This is a genomic window from Arthrobacter sp. CAN_A214 (assembly GCF_015751955.1).
Classification (GTDB): domain Bacteria; phylum Actinomycetota; class Actinomycetes; order Actinomycetales; family Micrococcaceae; genus Arthrobacter_D.
In genome coordinates, this window is sequence record NZ_JADOUU010000038.1 from 1 (window position 1) to 16,220 (window position 16,220).

18 protein-coding genes and 1 pseudogene are annotated in these 16,220 nt (G+C 62.5%); 9 read left to right on the forward strand and 10 right to left on the reverse strand.

The window, feature by feature from the left end:
• Window positions 1–523: pseudogene (locus IWX65_RS17940) on the reverse strand (hypothetical protein); the annotation flags it as partial.
• Window positions 524–964: 441 nt separating this feature from the next.
• Here IWX65_RS17940 and IWX65_RS16020 point away from each other — a divergent pair.
• On the forward strand, window positions 965–2,479 hold the full coding sequence (locus IWX65_RS16020; RefSeq protein WP_334683938.1) for a S8 family serine peptidase: 1,515 nt from the start codon (window positions 965–967) through the stop codon (window positions 2,477–2,479).
• Window positions 2,480–2,840: 361 nt separating this feature from the next.
• On the opposite strand, the gene IWX65_RS16025 is transcribed toward IWX65_RS16020, so the two are convergent.
• A complete protein-coding gene (locus tag IWX65_RS16025) occupies window positions 2,841–3,404 on the reverse strand; it encodes a TetR/AcrR family transcriptional regulator (protein WP_196884444.1) in 564 nt (187 codons plus the stop codon).
• Window positions 3,405–3,653: 249 nt separating this feature from the next.
• Between IWX65_RS16025 and IWX65_RS16030 the strand changes: the two genes are divergently transcribed.
• Window positions 3,654–4,031, forward strand: a complete 378-nt coding sequence (locus IWX65_RS16030; protein WP_196884445.1) for a DUF7793 family protein — start codon at window positions 3,654–3,656, stop codon at window positions 4,029–4,031.
• A gap of 560 nt (window positions 4,032–4,591) precedes the next feature.
• Here the strand turns inward: IWX65_RS16030 and IWX65_RS16035 are convergent.
• From IWX65_RS16035 to IWX65_RS16060, 6 genes are all read right to left on the reverse strand, one after another.
• Window positions 4,592–5,305, reverse strand: coding sequence for a DUF4396 domain-containing protein (locus tag IWX65_RS16035; protein ID WP_196884446.1), 714 nt, complete (start codon window positions 5,303–5,305; stop codon window positions 4,592–4,594).
• 253 nt (window positions 5,306–5,558) lie between these two features.
• Entirely contained in the window at window positions 5,559–5,858 is a 300-nt protein-coding gene (locus tag IWX65_RS16040) for an SHOCT domain-containing protein (RefSeq protein WP_334683939.1), read from the reverse strand.
• A 98-nt stretch (window positions 5,859–5,956) separates the two neighbouring features.
• Window positions 5,957–6,919 (reverse strand): M56 family metallopeptidase, encoded by a 963-nt coding sequence (locus tag IWX65_RS16045; RefSeq protein ID WP_196884447.1) that lies wholly within the window; start codon window positions 6,917–6,919, stop codon window positions 5,957–5,959.
• Window positions 6,916–7,311 (reverse strand): BlaI/MecI/CopY family transcriptional regulator, encoded by a 396-nt coding sequence (locus IWX65_RS16050; RefSeq protein WP_196884448.1) that lies wholly within the window; start codon window positions 7,309–7,311, stop codon window positions 6,916–6,918. The genes IWX65_RS16045 and IWX65_RS16050 overlap by 4 nt, the downstream gene beginning before the upstream one ends.
• A gap of 652 nt (window positions 7,312–7,963) precedes the next feature.
• A complete protein-coding gene (locus IWX65_RS16055) occupies window positions 7,964–8,191 on the reverse strand; it encodes a hypothetical protein (RefSeq protein WP_196884449.1) in 228 nt (75 codons plus the stop codon).
• Window positions 8,191–8,574, reverse strand: coding sequence for a hypothetical protein (locus IWX65_RS16060; RefSeq protein WP_196884450.1), 384 nt, complete (start codon window positions 8,572–8,574; stop codon window positions 8,191–8,193). Before IWX65_RS16060 ends, IWX65_RS16055 begins: the two co-directional genes overlap by 1 nt.
• Before the next feature lie 370 nt (window positions 8,575–8,944).
• On the opposite strand from IWX65_RS16060, the gene IWX65_RS16065 reads away from it, so the two are divergent.
• The 7 genes from IWX65_RS16065 to IWX65_RS17945 all read left to right on the forward strand — a co-directional run bounded on the left by IWX65_RS16065 (window position 8,945) and on the right by IWX65_RS17945 (window position 15,220).
• The gene (locus tag IWX65_RS16065) at window positions 8,945–9,484 is read left to right on the forward strand and encodes a copper resistance CopC family protein (RefSeq protein ID WP_334683942.1); all 540 of its coding nucleotides are present in this window, start codon (window positions 8,945–8,947) and stop codon (window positions 9,482–9,484) included.
• A complete protein-coding gene (locus IWX65_RS16070; RefSeq protein WP_196884453.1) occupies window positions 9,481–11,379 on the forward strand; it encodes a cytochrome c oxidase assembly protein in 1,899 nt (632 codons plus the stop codon). Before IWX65_RS16065 ends, IWX65_RS16070 begins: the two co-directional genes overlap by 4 nt.
• A gap of 130 nt (window positions 11,380–11,509) precedes the next feature.
• Window positions 11,510–12,445, forward strand: coding sequence for a F510_1955 family glycosylhydrolase (locus IWX65_RS16075; protein ID WP_196884454.1), 936 nt, complete (start codon window positions 11,510–11,512; stop codon window positions 12,443–12,445).
• 69 nt (window positions 12,446–12,514) lie between these two features.
• Window positions 12,515–13,264: a cytochrome c biogenesis CcdA family protein gene (locus IWX65_RS16080; protein WP_196884455.1), complete on the forward strand. Its 750-nt coding sequence runs from the start codon at window positions 12,515–12,517 to the stop codon at window positions 13,262–13,264.
• Window positions 13,265–13,303: 39 nt separating this feature from the next.
• Window positions 13,304–13,783: a hypothetical protein gene (locus IWX65_RS16085; protein ID WP_196884456.1), complete on the forward strand. Its 480-nt coding sequence runs from the start codon at window positions 13,304–13,306 to the stop codon at window positions 13,781–13,783.
• Between the two features lie 230 nt (window positions 13,784–14,013).
• Window positions 14,014–14,880 (forward strand): transposase family protein, encoded by an 867-nt coding sequence (locus IWX65_RS16090; RefSeq protein ID WP_334683940.1) that lies wholly within the window; start codon window positions 14,014–14,016, stop codon window positions 14,878–14,880.
• Between the two features lie 4 nt (window positions 14,881–14,884).
• Window positions 14,885–15,220, forward strand: coding sequence for a hypothetical protein (locus IWX65_RS17945; protein ID WP_334683941.1), 336 nt, complete (start codon window positions 14,885–14,887; stop codon window positions 15,218–15,220).
• A 109-nt stretch (window positions 15,221–15,329) separates the two neighbouring features.
• On the opposite strand, the gene IWX65_RS16095 is transcribed toward IWX65_RS17945, so the two are convergent.
• Both IWX65_RS16095 and IWX65_RS16100 read right to left on the reverse strand, forming a co-directional pair.
• Window positions 15,330–15,815, reverse strand: a complete 486-nt coding sequence (locus IWX65_RS16095; RefSeq protein WP_442859212.1) for an MFS transporter — start codon at window positions 15,813–15,815, stop codon at window positions 15,330–15,332.
• A gap of 24 nt (window positions 15,816–15,839) precedes the next feature.
• Window positions 15,840–16,220, reverse strand: a 381-nt coding sequence (locus tag IWX65_RS16100; RefSeq protein WP_196884458.1) for an MFS transporter, incomplete at its 5' end; no start/stop codon positions are given.

A 16,220-nucleotide genomic window follows, 5' to 3' on the forward strand; every position in this document is an offset into this window, starting at 1 on the left:
GGTCCAGAGTGGGTAGTGATCCGAGATCCGCCAGGATATTTCTTGTTTGGTGAGTTCGGTGAGGATGTGGGGGAGGAAATCGATGTGCCCGGCGTGTCCGGTGTAGGTGAGGGTTTTGAGTATGGGGGTTCCGTCGGGTTCGGAGAACCAGGCGATCTGGTCGTAGAAGTGTCGGGTGTGCCCTGGTGCCCCATAGGACGTGCACGGTCATCAACACGAAACCTGCGGTGCCGCGGGTGAAGCCGGCGGCGTAGGGGGTGCGGGCGAACTGGGGGACCGGTGTGCCCGTGGCGGGTGGGAGGACGATTTCTCCGACCAGTCCTGAGGGTTGAACCCGGGTGGTGTCGTAGAGGTAGCTCAAGCGTTCCCCGTTACCGGTGGCGCCTTCGGTGACATCGGAGGTGTTGAACCGCCAGGACGTGCCCAACAGGCCCAGCAGGTATTGCAGTACGGTGGTGTTCCGGCGGACTTTCTGCAGGGCGAGAACATCGAAGCCGGACACGATCTCGGCGATGCAGGCCATGGCATGGAAGTCCCGTTTGGGTGAATCCCCTAGGGCTGGCTGTCCATTTTTCGGTGAGGTCCCCAAACGCCCGCACATTCCAGGTCGCCACCAGAAGATTCGATGGACCCTTGCCCGGAACAGTGTTCTCCAGTGCTGACCGCAGGCGAAGCATATCCTCGGTTGCAACGGCGGGCGGCGGCGTCACGATCAGCGTCATGAACCTATCGAACCATGTCAAGCACGCAGCTTAGTTCCCGGTCATCGGCTGGCTCACTTTGAAAGCATCCATAGACTGCCAGGCCCAGATTTTGCACAGGAAATCCTGGGGAGGGGCAGGCTTTGCGCAGGATCGCCCGAAGCGAGCCTGCGCTGCTGCTGACGGCATTACTTTGGGAAGCAAGTTACGCCTGTGCTTTCGTTTTTCCTACCCATAGCTTCCCGAGCTGAAAGGTGGCCCCCGTGCTGCCAGCTGTGCCCCGTTTCCTCACCGCCGCCGTCGTATCCGCCGTGCTACTGGCCGGTATGGCGCCTGCAGCGTCCGCCGCGCCACCCGTAGTGCCGGATGTGAAACAACCTGGGACAACGCAGCCCGGGATAGCGCAGCCCCGGGTGGGCGAGGCTACCCAATACGTAATCCGATACGCTCCGGGCACCGATATTGCAGCCGCGACCCGGGCTTTGCGCGGCAAGGGGATCGGGGTAGGGCGGACGTTCTCCCAGGCGGTACGCGCCGCCGTCGTGACCGTCACCCCCGCCCAGGCAGCCGCTCTGGTGAACTCCCCGCAGGTGGAGGCCGTCGAACTTGACACGGTGATGAGCATCACTGCTACCCAACAGCCAGCGCCCTGGGGGCTGGACCGCATTGACCAGCGCACCCTGCCCCTGTCGGGTTCCTACACCACCACTGCCACGGGGACCGGTGTCAGCGCCTACGTCGTAGACAGCGGCATACTTGCCTCCCACCTGGATTTCGGCGGCCGGGTCACGCAGGGCTGGTCCGCAGTGTCCGACGGCCGGGGCACCAGTGACTGCAACGGGCACGGCACCCATGTCGCCGGCACGATCGCGGGTACCACCTACGGTGTGGCCAAGTCCGCGACCCTTGTCCCGGTGCGGGTCTTCGGTTGCACCGGCTCCGGCTACACCTCCGATGTAATCGCCGGGCTGGACTGGATCGCCGGCCACCACGCCACAGGCGCTCCGGCTGTTGTCAACCTCAGCCTGGGCGGCTCCGCGAGCTCCACCGTCGATGCCGCACTCCAGGGTGTCATCAATGATGGCGTCACCGCTGTAGCGGCGGCAGGAAACTCCTCCGCCGATGCCTGCACCACATCCCCGGCGAGGCTGCCAGCAGCGTTGACTGTCGCAGCGAGCGATTCCTCCGACCGGCAGGCTTCCTTCTCGAACGTAGGGACCTGCGTCGACCTCTACGCGCCCGGCGTGTCAATCCTGTCCGCGTCATACACCTCGAACACGTCGACGGCGACCATGTCCGGGACTTCCATGGCGGCCCCGCATGCAGCCGGCGCGGCAGTGCTCCTGCTCGCCCAGCAACCGACGCTGACCCCCGCACAGGTCACGGCGTCGCTCAACAGTGCTGCTACTACCGGCGTTATGTCCTTGGCCAGTGCCGGAACCCCGAACAGGCTCCTCTACACAGCTGCACCCACCACTGAAACTGTCGCTAAAACCCCGGCCGCACCGATCAACGTGAAAGCTGCCGCGGGTAGCAAATCGGCGTCGCTGTCCTGGACTAAGGGCAGTGATGGCGGCTCGGCCCTGACCGGCCAAACCATCACGGCCTACTCAGGGACCCAAAGAGTCGGCAGCGTCACCATTGCCGCCTCTGCCACCACCGTGACGATCACCGGTCTCACCGCCGGGAGAACCTACGCCTTCACCGTCACCGCCACTAACAAAATCGGTAGCAGCCCCGCGTCGACGAAATCCAACACCATCACCGCCCTGGCGTAACTTACAGCACCCGACCCCGGGCTCGATGAGTTGCTTGCTGTGGTGCTGTCCTCACGGAGGACGTCAATGGTGTCCGCGATCTTGGATCTGCGGCGGTCGGGGATGAATCCGAGGTCGTTCGTAGCTTCGTCGGACGGGTTCCGTCGTCCGTTAAGCCGCTCCTCCAGTACTACAGTTGTAGGCCTTTTGACACAGCAATGTGATCCTGTCATTACAGCAGTGGTGCGGCAAGAGGCTATGGGTATAGCTTTGATCGGCATGTTGCACTGACAGTGCGACGGCTGCTTCTGGCTGTTGTTTTTTGCGATCTTGCGGCGGTTGCGGGACTCTCCATTGAGAGCAGCCGTGGAGCTCACAGCACCTACGTAACAGGTGTATGGAGAGTGATGAGCTGTTTTCCGAGTTTTTTGATCCTTTGGGCGGAGCCCCGGTCTGTGCCCAGGCCTGCGACCACGGAGCCCTGCAGAAGGACCATCCAGCACTGCGCGAATTCGTGGGGCTCGTTCAGGCCCATCTTGCTTGCGGCCTTCTCTACTTCGGATTGCGCGTCGTTGAGGTACGAGAGGCTGGCCGCTCCGACCGGGTGTCCGGGGCCGGCCTCGAGCAGGGCGCGGATGTAGGGGCAGCCGGCATAGTCGGGGGCGTGGAACCATTCATCGAAGATCTCGAAGATGGCCAGAAGCTTCTCCCGCGGTGTGGTGCCGCGCCGTTCGGACTCGGCTGCGAGGTAGCCGAGGGTGAAGAGCTGATTGCGGCGTTCGAAGAACGCGAGGATCAGGTCGTCCTTTGAGGGGAAATGGGTATAGAACGTGGCTTTGGCGACACCGGCCGTGCCGATGATTTCGTTTACACCGACGGCCCGGACGCCGCGTTCATGGAAGAGGTCGTAGGAGGTCGCGAGAATTCGCTCACGAGCTTCTTTCACTGGGGTTTCGATCGCAGTTCCCATAACTCCCTCAACTTTAATGGCGGTTCCTTCACTGTATAGCAGACAGACTGGTCTGTCCGTGGTTATACTTGGGTGCCCGGTCGTTCCCCCAGCGGTCGGGCACCGGATAGGCATAAAACCCGACTCCGCGGTGTCGGCGTCAGTAGGTCCCTTGGGCCTTTCGGCGCCGGCACCGGTATCCATCCTCCTGGGTGGGACCAGAACACATAAGCGAGGCACCCTGTGGTGACATCTTCCCGCACGGAAACGAGGTTTGAGCTTGATCGCGTCGATGATCGTGCGCTGTTGCTGCGATGGAATACGTCTTTGGCAGTAAGCGCCGGGGATGTCCTGGCCCTCATTGAGCACCAGGACGCGTTAACCCCAGAAGGTGCTGCTCCCATGCTCGTCGATCTCAACGGCATGGTGACCCTATCTAGGGATGCTTTCGCTCTCCTTGCAGCATCGCTGAACGTATCGGCCCTAGCGGCCCTTGGAAATTCAGCTGTGGAGCGTGTGCTGATCGAGCATTTCCGTGCCGTGCACAAGCCGCTGTATCCGGTCGGGTACTTCGAAAGCTTCAGGGAAGCCCTCGACTGGCTACACCAGGTAGATTTCCGCTGATGGTGCCGTTGTCGGTCTCCTCGGTGGAATCATAGCTGTGACTGTTAGCTAGGAATGGCGGTCAATCGCAGCTTTGATCGGCAGTTGTGCGGTGCCGCAAGCCGATGGTGAATTCAAGCAGTCGTCGCAACGGTGGGTGGTTGTGGGTCTGATAGTAGGCGCAGCATGACTTGTTTTGGGGTCTGGTCATGCAAAATTTTCCGGGGGCAGGCGTTGAGTTCGGCGGCCACTTCGAGGAGTCGTGCGGGGGGATGTAGTCCTAGATCGGGACTGCCCACGGTTTGGTTGACTCGTTGACCTGCCGCAGGGATTAGTTACCCCATGAGGAATGAGCTTCAGGCTGTTTGGGGTGGGTTAACCAGTGCGGGTAACTAATCTCTAGGGCAGGTCAAAATGAACACGCCCCAGATACGCCGAGACCACTGGTGTGGTCGTGCCCGCATGGGCAGCTTAGTGGCGTTGGGTGGTGTTCGAGTACATGAAACTGACAGTGCCGGCAGCACAAGGAGCTGCCGGCACTGTCAGCCGGTCGAATTGGTGTCCCTCTATGGGTGCTGCGCTTATGCGGCGACGGTGACGCGGCGTCGGATAAGAGCCCGGACTGCCGGGTATGCGGTGAGAAACCCCAGAACAAGTCCGATCTGCATGAGGAAGAAGAAGCTGATGTCGGTGGGGGCCGGCATGAAGTTCCCGAAGTGCATGATAAGCATCCACCCACCCATACCGATGTCGAAGGCCAGGACGGTGACGGTGGCAGTCAGCAACGCAACACCGGCGCTTTTCCCCGCAGGACTGCGGTCAGCCGAGGAAGCGAAAAAGTATTCAAAGACGAACAACAACGCGATTGCCAGTAACGCGATGACGATAATCAGCACCCAGAGGTTCGTTCCGGCGATGGTCAACCCGCTGGCGACCACGAGGGGGACCCCGATGAAGTGCCCCACGGTCGCAGCAGCACCGCCCGGGGTGCTGCCAGTGAGGGCTTTTCCGTGAAGATCCTTCTCGGACTGCGCCGCCCGTTCACCCGGGGTGTTGCTGCGGGTCTTGCCCCACCGGTTGTAGGCCCAGAGGCCGAACGGGCCGAGGTACAGGGCGGAGATTGGCCATACGATGCCCATCGCGGCGTTGGGCTGCCGATGGCGTCGCCCGTAGATGTCATACAGCACCAGCGCTGCGCTGATGACTCCCAGGGCCACGAAGATCCAGGACACCGGCGTCAACCAGCCGGGCAGTGCTGTTTCCATGGACGTCATATCCATCGCATCGTCATTCATCGTGGGGGTTACTTTCTCGTAGATTTTTATTACTCACGAGGATCGCCTGCGTGAGATACGTGGTGGTTTTCAGCGGTTATCGATGCGTGGTGCAGGGTGCGGCATCATCTGTGAAAAGAGGGCTACCGGGGCACCGATATGTAGAGGAAAGCTGTTGCCACGACGGGCCGGATGGTTGTTCTCATCCGGCGCTGAGTGGGGAAGGAAAGCCCCCGGGCAAGTGCGCGGGAGGATGGGGTTTGTCTGCTATCTGCTACGCGGACTCATCCAGGGAAGCGAGCCGGCGCCGGTACTCCTCGTCGTCAATGTCACCGTTGGCATACCGGGAGCGGAGGATTTCGCGGGCTTCCCTGGTCGTGGAGGAATGACGTCCCTGGTTGTTAGGGTCAGCCTGGCCGGCCCTTCGGACAAGGAGAACGATCGCTGTCGCTGTTACCGCCAGGAGCAGCACCACCGCCAGCGACCAGAGCACCGCCGCGCCCATCATGCCGCCGTCCATTAATCCGTCCACTATCCGCACCACCTTCGCGTTGAGTTCATACCTGGAAACCACAGTCTACTACGTATCTTAGTAGACTGTGGTTGTTTCGGGCGGGGGATGGTCTCGAAACTGTTCCATCAAACGGCGAGGCGGGCCTGTGGATGCGGAAATCAGGTGGAGGCGGGGAAACCTGTGGGGCAGGTTTGCGCGTAGGCACTCGACACTGCCGGCGCTGCAGCTACGGTCAGGGGCAGGACGAGCATTGCGACTGCTGCGGAAACCGTCAGGACAGCACGGAGGGCGCCAAGGGGTGCTGTGGGGGAGGCGAGCCGGCGTACTCGTGCCAGGGCGCTGGTGCCTCCTGCACCCAACGCGACATTGGGCGTCGGCCCGGCTTCGGCGAGCCGGACGACGGCGGCGGCGACGGTCAGGCGGCTGCTGCTGCGTGCGGCCCGATCGTCGGCGTCCATCTCGATCAGGCGTGTCAGCTCGGTGCGTGCAATGCGGAACGCCGGGACGCGGGGGAAAGCGCGATGGATGGCGTTCGCGGCGGCGAGAATCAGGTGGTGCCGGCCGCGCAGGTGGGCCGTCTCGTGGGCGAGAACCGCAGCTCGCTGATCCTCATCGAGGGCGCCCAGTGCCGCGGAGGTGAACACGATTTCGTTGTGTCGCCCGGGAAGGCAGTAGACGGCCGCCTCGGCGTGCTCCACGACGAGGAATTGCCCGCTGGAGTCCCGGCGGCCCAGTAATGCCAGGGACCGCAGCTGTAGTTTGCGCGCCCGGTGTACGGAGGCCAGCTCGGCGATAAGACAGAAACCCACGCGAGCCACTACAGCGACGGCGGTGATGCCGCCGGCTGTGGTGACCAGAGCGCCTCCTGGTGTGGAGTACTGGTCCCGCAGCGTCATGACGCAGGCCTGCAGAAACTCGGCCAGGTTCGAGGTGAAGGGCATGGCCGGTACCGCCAGTGCTGCTCCTGCGAAGACGATGCCCGCGATAATCGTCACCGACAGCGCCTGCCACAGAAAGATTCCAACCCTCGGGGACCGGTCGGCCCACGTGCCCCTGGACAACAGGGGCGCCACCATGGCAGCGGCCACGGCGTAGGTGAAAAGAAGGAGCGGAACGCTCACTCGCTGGCCTGGGTCTGCACCTGGGTCTGCGCTTTGGGCTGCGCGGCCTGGTTCAGCACTGCCCGCAGCTGCGCGACCTCGTCGGCAGGGATCTGCTCCAGGAAGTGCAGCAGGGTCGCCGTGCGGTCACTGCCGCCGGCGAGCACCTCACCCATATGCGCGGCGGCGTATTGTTCGCGGGTCTGCGTGGGACGGTAGCGGAATGCCCGGCCGTCCGGTTCACGCATCAGCAACCCCTTGCGGTGCAACGTGTCCATGACGGTTTTGACGGTCATGTAGGCAATTTCCCGCTCCCGCTGGATGTCCTCCAGGATGTCGCGTACAGCAGCCGTCCCTTGATAGGACCACATCCGATCCATGATGGTGGATTCAAGCTGGCCGAGACGATGCATGCCAGGACCCTTTCTTCATGCAGTAAACCGGAACTGAAAACGTGCCTGTGACACTAATCCTATCGTGCATAGTAGACCCTGCACGATAGTAGATTCTGCGCACCGATTTAGTTCTTTGCGAGCCGCCGCCGGAGTTTTTCTCGGACGGTCGCCCGAAGCTGAACAGCTGCCCGTCCAGCAGGATGGCGGGGGCGAAAACAACGCTGTGAGGCTTTGCGAGTTCGCGGCCCCGGGTGCTGGCGAGCTCGACGTCATCAATCACTAGTGGATGGGTGGCTGAGGTGTCCTGCAGGGTGTTCTCTGCCTGCTCACACCACGTGCAGTTCTCCTGCGTCAGGAGGGTCACGGTATGCATTAGCCGGCCCACCCTGACTCGAGGTCGTTCAAAGAGCAGTTACCACCACGGCGCGCTAAACCCGATGGGCTATCCCGCCTCAGTGCCGGGAGGGCGACTGCTGCTGCGTTTTGAGGGCTTGAACTTGCTCGCGCAACTGTGCCGGCTCGGCTGCCTGGGCTGAAGGTATCTCGCCCGATCCTGCGTTGGATGCCCGTTGGCCCATGGCGCAGTGTCCCCGCCGCATAGGCCGAAGACAGAAAAAGTACGTGGCACTCAGCGATGTCAGGAGGACAGTCACCGGCAATGCCCATTCAGTCATCGAAGAGTCGACCCTGTCGACTGCGGCAGGGATGTGCCGCCAGCTGTGTCGTTCTGGCCGGCGCGCAGTTGGTCGACTTCGGCGCGCAGCTTGGTCAGTTCCGCCGCTTCAGTCGGAGCCGCCTGCGTGGGAGGCGCTTTGCTGCCCCGCATCATGAACCACATCATCGAACCCATTCCGACGGGGCAGGCCAGCAGTGCAAGGGCGTACAGTGCTTCACTCATTACAGTTCTCCTTCATCGGTCGGGGTCGGGGTCGGGGTTGGGGTTGGGGTTGGAGTTGGGCTTGAAGGCATCATTCCGTGCGGACCCATCTCGGAGTCCGCGTCGATCATCTGTTCGTGCATCCGCGCCATGCCCGGGTCGTCGTTCATCATTTGCTCGTGCATGCGCAACATGCCGGGGTTGTCCCTGGTCATCAATTCATGCATCTGCGCCATGCCTGGAACTGAGTCCTGGTTGTTCATGCCGTGATGATCGTCGGTGGCCTCAGCGGTGGCGCGGGGGCTCTCGGCAGCCGGAGGTCCGGCGGCTACTGACGGCGCAGCTGCTCCCAGGGCCAAAAGGCCGGCAGCTGCCGCGGTTGGTATCCACAAACTCAAAGTCACCTACGTTCCTCTCATTGGGTCGGTCAATATCAACTACTACTAAAGATAGTAGCAAGATACTAGACGGATTAGTAGTGGCGGGCCCGATAGGGGCCCAGGAGGTGGTTCTTCCATGGGATAGCACCCCTGCCGGGCGTCCGTGGTCCGCAGGTGCGGTGCCGGGAGCATAAGATACTACGGTTGATAGTACTGAAAAGGGTTCGTCCGCGTCAGGCGCCACGTCACCTGGTGGAGGTATCGATCCACGGCGGAAATGAAGGAGTGGTTGATGGATCGGGGATGTCCCAGGATCAGGAGTAGTCCTCCCCGGGCCAGGCGGCCTCTCCGGGAGGTGCTGGCTGCCTCTCTTGCTGCAGTCCTGCTCCTGACGATGTCCCTTCCTCTCGGTCCGGCCTCGGCACATACCTACCTCTTATCCTCGGATCCATCCGACAGTGCGACTGTGGGCGCGGTTCCAGAACAAGTAACCCTTGAATTCACCGAGCAGGTCGAGTTGGAGTTCGCCAGTGTGACGGTCTCGGTATCCGGCGGTCCGGCCTACGGCGCGCTGACCGAGGCGGCGGGGAAGTCGCTGGTTGTGCGTATCCCGCCAGGGGCAGCTGCCGGTCAACCGGAGAGCGGGCCGGCCCTCTGGAAGATCGCGTACAGAGTCACCGCCGGCGACGGGCATCCGGTGAACGAAGCCTTCTCGTTTACCGTCACACAAGGCTCAGGCTCAGGCTCTGCAGCTGGAGCCAGAGAGCCAGTAGTCGCACCCGGAAACGATGTGGACGCCGAGATGTGGGCCTCTGACGCCCGTCCTCGGCAAACCCCCCAAGGGGTGCTGCTGGGTCTTGGTTTGTTGACGGCGGCCGCCGTACTGATCGCGGTCCCTGTTCTCCGCCGGCAGGCGCGCAAGGGATCACAGTGAACCGCAGCGGCACTCTGCGCCGGGGTGTGTGGGCAGGACTGTTGCTGGTCCTGGTGCCGCTGACTGCCGTTGCGGTACTGGCCGCAGCAGGTGCTGCGGGCCCTCCCGGTCCGGGGCTTCCCGACCCGGGGCCAGTCACCCGGTGGGGAACCCCCGTCGCCCGCGCCCTCCACGACGCCGCGGCAGCCCTGACGATCGGTTTCCTCGTGGCGGCCTCGGTCATGCTTCCTCACCGGTCCCAAGAGCGAACAGGCTTTGGTCCGGTCGCAGCCAAAGCGGTGCTGTTCGCCGCGGCGGCGGCCTCGGTGTGGGCTGTTTCCGGTGCCGCTGTTGTCACCTTCGCTTATTCCAATGTCGCTGGATCCAGTCCTTCAAGCATCAACGGCGGGGACATGGTCCAGTTCCTGACCCGTTTTGATCTGGGGCGCTCTCTGGGGTTGAGCGCTTTTTTGGCGCTGATCGTCGCCACCGGGTGTTGGATGGCAACACGGACCCTTCACGCCGGGTTCCTTACGCTGCTCAGTCTTCTTGCCCTGCTGCCACTAACGGTGACTGCCCACGGCGCGTCGAATCACGAAGCGGCGGTGAACCTGCTCGGACTTCACCTCATCGGTGTCACGATCTGGACAGGCGGCCTGGCCGCACTGGTGGTCCTGCGAGGAACCCTGGGGGAGGACTTTCCCTCGGTCGCGCAAAGGTATTCGAGGATTGCCGGAGTGAGCTACCTTCTGGTTCTGGTGACCGGTATCGCGGGGGCGCTTCTGCGCCTGAGTTCCGCTTCAAGCCTGGAGGGAACCTACGGGATCCTGCTTATCGCCAAGACAGCGGCCGCTCTCCTGTTGGGTGCCGCCGGCTGGTATCAGCGGCGCCGTATCCTCACCCGTTTGGCATCGCGGGGCACGTCAGGAAGAACATTCGCCCTGTTCGCGGGTTTCGAGATTCTCGTCATGGCGTTTACCTTCGGACTCTCCGTCGCCCTGGGGCGGACGTCTCCGTTCGCTGATTCGGCCATCCAGACAGCCGCGGAATCTCTCCTGGGTGCTGCTTTGCCGCCGGAGCCCGGCGTAATGCAGTGGCTGGCCCAATGGCGGGTCGATGTCGTCTGGGCGCCGGTTGCCGCACTGCTGCTCGGCTGGTACCTCAGTGCTGTACGGAAATCAGGACGGCAAGGACTCTCCTGGCCGATTCCCAGGACCGCAGCCTGGGTACTGGGGTGCGCCCTTTTACTGTGGGCCACCAACGGCGCCCCGGCCGTCTACGCGCGGCTGCTGCCCAGCATGTTCGTCACCGGCCAAGTCGTCGTGGGGCTCGCCGTGCCCGTCCTGTTCGTCCTCGCCCGTCCAGTCTCGCTCGCCCAGCACACGCTGACTTCGCGGCCCGATGGGAGCATGGGAACCAGGGAATGGCTCGCCTGTACTGCCCGACTGACCGTGACGCGCAAACTGGTGCACCCGCTGCCCGCGGCTTTCCTCTATGTGGGATTTCACGGGGCCCTGTACTTCACCCCACTGCTGGGGCCGGTGGTCAGCAGCAACGCCGGACGAATCACCTCCACCGGCGCCGCACTGGTGATCGGCTACCTGCTCTCCCACGCACTCCTGTCGTATCCGCCTTCCCCTGGCGCAGTGCAGGCTAAGCTCGCAGCGCTCCTGACCGTGTTGGCTTTTCATATCACTGGCGGGATTGCGCTGACTACACGCGAAAGCCTCATCGGCGGAGACTGGTACCTCCTCGTGGGTGATCTCTGGAATATCCCGGTCACAACCGACCAGCCCATCGCCGGCCTGATCCTCTGGGGCGCCGCCCTGCCGCCTTTTCTCGCTCTCGCCCTTGCATGCCGGAACCCCGTAAGCACGAGCGCGCAGAACCCGGTTCGCAGCGCTACGGCACACTGATTTTGGTCCGCCCCAAATCCTCAACTACTATCGTTGATAGTAATAGCCACGGGTGGATGAGCCCTGCTCCGCTGCAGTGGAGCGGCATTCCAGACCCCAGCTCCATCAACATGTGAATGAGAGGGATTCCATGCCCCTCAAGACTGTTCCCGGTAATGGCAGGAAAGTGCGCACCGCAGCCCTGGGAGTCGCTGCAATGTTTCTCCTGGCGGCGTGTGGGCAGCAGGCCTCCGGTGAGGCGGGCGCGACTGCACACAGCGACGAGGCGCCACATAACGATGAAACCCCGCACAGTGACGGATCGTCATCCCCGGGGGAGAGCCCGTTCGGCCATGTGCATGGCCTTGCGTTCGATGAGGACACCGAACAACTCCTGCTGGTCACCCACAACGGGCTGTTCGACGTTGCTGCCGACCACATGGAAAAGCTCGGCCCGACCCTCGACCTGATGGGATTCGCCAGTAACGGGAAAGACCTGTACTACGCCTCAGGGCACCCGGGACCCGAAGTGGACCTTCCCAATCCCATGGGGCTGATCGAATCAACCGACGGCGGGAAAACCTGGCAGGAACTCTCCCGCCAGGGCGAGTCGGACTTCCACACCCTGACCGTGTCCGAAGACGGCGTCATCGGATTCGACGGGACACTGCGGAGAACAACCGATGGTAAGGAATGGTCCGAAGTAGAGGCGCAGGTCCAACCGGCGAACCTTGCGGCATCCGTCGAGGGGCCGATCGTCCTGGCGACCACGGAGGAAGGCGTGCAACGATCCACCGATAACGGAGAGACCTGGGCGCTGCCGCCCGACTCACCGGTGCTCCTGCTGACGACCTTCGCTGATATGGACACCGTCGTAGGGATCAGCCCGGAAGGGGCTGTGCACATTAGCCAGGACGCGGGACAGACGTGGAAGGAAACTGGCGGATCAACAGCCCAGCCTTCCGCGGTTGCCGCAGACGTGAACGAACAGGAGGAGCTGCGGATCTGGGTCTCGACAGAGAAAGGCATCGAGTTCTCCGAGGATGAGGGAGCGTCCTTTGCCACGACCGTGCAGGCCGGACAGTAACAGTCCCTTGCACGCTGAACCGACGCCACACACGCACCCAGGGCAGGCCGAGAGCGGACGGGGCTTCCAGTGACGATTGGAGAGTTTTTCGCACAATCCGTCCAATCAGGGGCGCTCCTCCTAGCAATTCCGCTGGCCCTTACTGCAGGCATCGTGTCCTTCATATCGCCGTGCATCCTTCCGCTGGTGCCAGGCTATGTCGGGTACGTTTCCGGGCTTACTGACCCGAATTCCCCCGGAAACAGGCGCAAAGTCCTCACCGGTGTCGGTTTATTCATCCTCGGATTCGCGCTGGTCTTCACCTTCTACGGGGCGGCTTTCGGGCTCATCGGAGGGTGGATGCTGCGCTGGCAGGACCCGCTCATCCAAATCCTGGGCCTGTTCGTCATCCTCATGGGCCTGGTCCTGGTGGGGCGTTTCTCCTTCTTTCAGCAGACCAAAAAACTTAGCTGGAAACCAAAGAACGGGGTCGCCGGCGCGCCATTGCTGGGAGTGGTGTTCGGTCTGGGTTGGACTCCCTGCATGGGGCCGACCCTCAGCGCGGTCCTGGCCCTGAGTACCACCACCGGTACCGCGTGGCGCGGCGCGCTCCTGGGATTCGTCTATTGCCTGGGGCTGGGCATCCCCTTCGTCCTGGTAGCACTGGGAGTCGGCTGGGTAACACGAACCCTGTCATTTGTCCGGCGGCACATCCGGGTCTTCAACATCGCAGGCGGCTCCCTGCTGATCCTGGTGGGACTGCTCATGGTGTCAGGGGCCTGGAGCCTATGGATCTACCAACTGCAAAACCTGGCCGGGACCTACCTCACCCCGGTCTGATGATGCGGCTTCCCTTCCGCATCCCGGTAGGGTCGGTTCATGGATTTTGTACTGCCCCGCCGGGCACACGTGTTTGTTGATGAATCCAACAGCGGCAGCTATTACATCGCCGCGGCAGTCATTGCCCCGGTGGATGTTGTGGCCACCGGGTCAACCATCAAGGGTCTGCGGCATAGAGAATCTCCGGCAGTTCATTTCAAGAGTGAGCGGGACTCCGTGCGCCGGGCTTTCCTCAAAGGAGCAGCAGCGACCGGGGTGCAGACCGTGGTGTATGTCGTGAGCGGCCAGCCCGACAAGGTCGCACGACCCACCTGTCTGGGAGCCCTCATCGAAGATCTTTGCCACGCCAATGCCGAGCAACTACGTGTCCAGGAAAACAAAAACCTGCGGTACACCCATATGCGCCGTAACGAGGAGCCCCTGCTGTGGGTGGGAGATGCCGTCGCGTGGTGCTTACAGAAAGACGGGTCCTGGAGGACGGACGTCGAACCACTGATTGGTGAGGTTCGGAGGCTTTAAAAACGCGAATTTGGCTCGTCATACCATCCGGAAGACTGCCAAGCCTACTTCGCAGGGCTAGTACCCTTTGCACTGCCCACTGTTCCGGGGGTTCCCCTGACAAAACAACCGGTCGAGTTGACTTATCTAATACCTCCGCGTAGCCGGATACGTTGCCTCATTGGGAAACCTTCGGCTGAGGTGGTGATTTGGAGGCGGGGCTCGGGTACGCCGGGTGGATGGAGCCGTCGTTGAGTGAGCGCAGTGCGGTAACGAGGAAGCTGGCCACGGAGTACTCGGTTGCTGGGCGGCATCGCAAAACCCTGATCCTCGATGAGCTCACCGGTTTGACGGGGTGGCACCGGGATTACGCGCGGACGGCGCTACGTGAGGCGCTCAAGCTGAAGGTTCTTCGCCCGAGGCCTGCGTGCCAAACCAAGTACGGTGATCCTGCAGTGATGGCTGCGTTGCGGATCTGCTGGGCAGTGGAGCGGGCTCCGGCCGGTAAAGGTCTGGCTCCGTTCCTGCCGGTGCTGGTGCCGCTGCTGCGGGCGGAGAAGGCCTTTGAGCTGACTGATGCCCAAGCCGAGTTACTGATCGGAATGAGCGCAGCCACCATTGATCGCCGGCTCGCGGCGGATCGGGCGAAGCTGCTTCTGCGGGGTAAATTTCATACCAAACCGGGGTCCCTGCTCAAGGGTCAGATCCCGGTGCGCACGTGGGCGGACTGGGACGGGGTGAAGCCCGGTTTCGTGGAGATCGACCTGGTTGGACATGAGGGCGGCAACAGCTCCGGAGAGTTCTGTTTCACCCTTACAGTTACCGATGTTGCCACCGGCTGGACCGTGAACCGCAGCGTCCCGAACAAGGCACGCAAGTGGGTCATCACCGCCCTGGACTCGGTGTTGGCCCGGTTCCCGTTTCCTGTCCTGGGGATCGATTCGGACAACGGTTCGGAATTCATCAACCATCACCTGCTGGCCTACTGCGAGGAACGCGAAATCACCTTCACCCGGTCCCGGTCAGGCGCCAAAAAACGACGGTTGTTACGTGGAGCAAAAGAACTGGTCCAGGGTCCGCGGACTCGTTGGCTATCACCGGTACGGCACCGCAGCTGAGCTGGTGAAGCTCAATGAAATCTGGGAGCTGGACGCGGTATTCACGAACTATCTGATGCCCCAGCAGAAACTCGTCTCCAAGGAACGCGCCGGGGCCAAAGTCATCAAGAAACACGACACCGCCCAGACCCCGCACCAACGCGCCATCGCCCACCCGGACATCCACAAGCGACCGGTCATCACAATGAACGCGGCCTTCAAACACATCAAGCCGCTGGCCCTGTCCCGGCAGATCAACGCGCTCACCGCCCAACTGGAAACCCTCACCACCGCCAAGCAAGCCCCCAGGACCAAACCCACCCTGAGCAGCCCGGCACACGCTATGAGCCACACGAGCTAAACGGAGGATTTCAGATGAGGCAACGAATCCACGTTCCCGGAGGTATTGACATGAGGCAACAGGCCGGTCTCCTAAGATGGGAGATTGAGTTCCAGGAATGTTCAGGTGGTCACGTTTGCGTTTTCAGTCCCCGCCAGCCGGTCCAGGCGGCGGCCAGTAGGAGGGCTCCGCCGAGGTAGAAGACGGCTCTGATACCGAAGAGGTCAGTGGCGATGCCGCCGAGTAGTAGTGAGATGAGCCGCCCGGATTGCCAGAGCATGTCGAAGGTGGCGAAGATACGCACACGGAGTTTCTCCGGTATCTCAGCCTGGAGCAGGGAATTGAAGGTGACTGCTCCGGTGGAGGTTCCCAGCCCGTAGACGACCAGGGCGGACATGGCTGAGACCAGTCCGGTGATCGTCGCGAGGACGGCGTCGACCAGTCCGCGGAGGACAAATGGTCCCAGTACAAACCCGGGCCGGCGCGGGTTGTCCGTGATTTTGGTGAGGATGAGGGGTCCGATTGCGGCGCCTGCGCCGATGGCTCCGGCTGACAGGGCTACCAAGAACTGGGTGGCCGCCAGCGCGCGCAGGAGCCGGTGCCGTGCGAGTTCGATGTGTCCTCCGCGGGCGTCCCGGTATTACGAGGTCCGGTGTGGGCAGGCGGGCTGGGCAGGTACCGTCAGGCGTAGCAGGGCGGCGGCTGAGGCGAGGTAGCTTGCGGAGTTGATCCAGAACGCCCAGTCATAACCAAAAACTGCGACCACTACACCGGCCAGGGGTGCCAGGACAACCTGGGAGATGACGGCGGCGGTCCAGAGCCCGCTGTTCGCGGCGACCAGGTCCCGTTCCCGAACGATGGAGGGCAGGACCGATTGGGCTGCCGGATTGAAGAAAACGGCCGCGGCGGAAAGACCGACGGCAATTAGGTAGACGTTGAAAACGTCGCCGTCCACGAAGGGTAGGGCAAAGGCGAGCCCTGCTCGGATCAGGTCGGCGGCGATCATGACTTTCATGCGCGG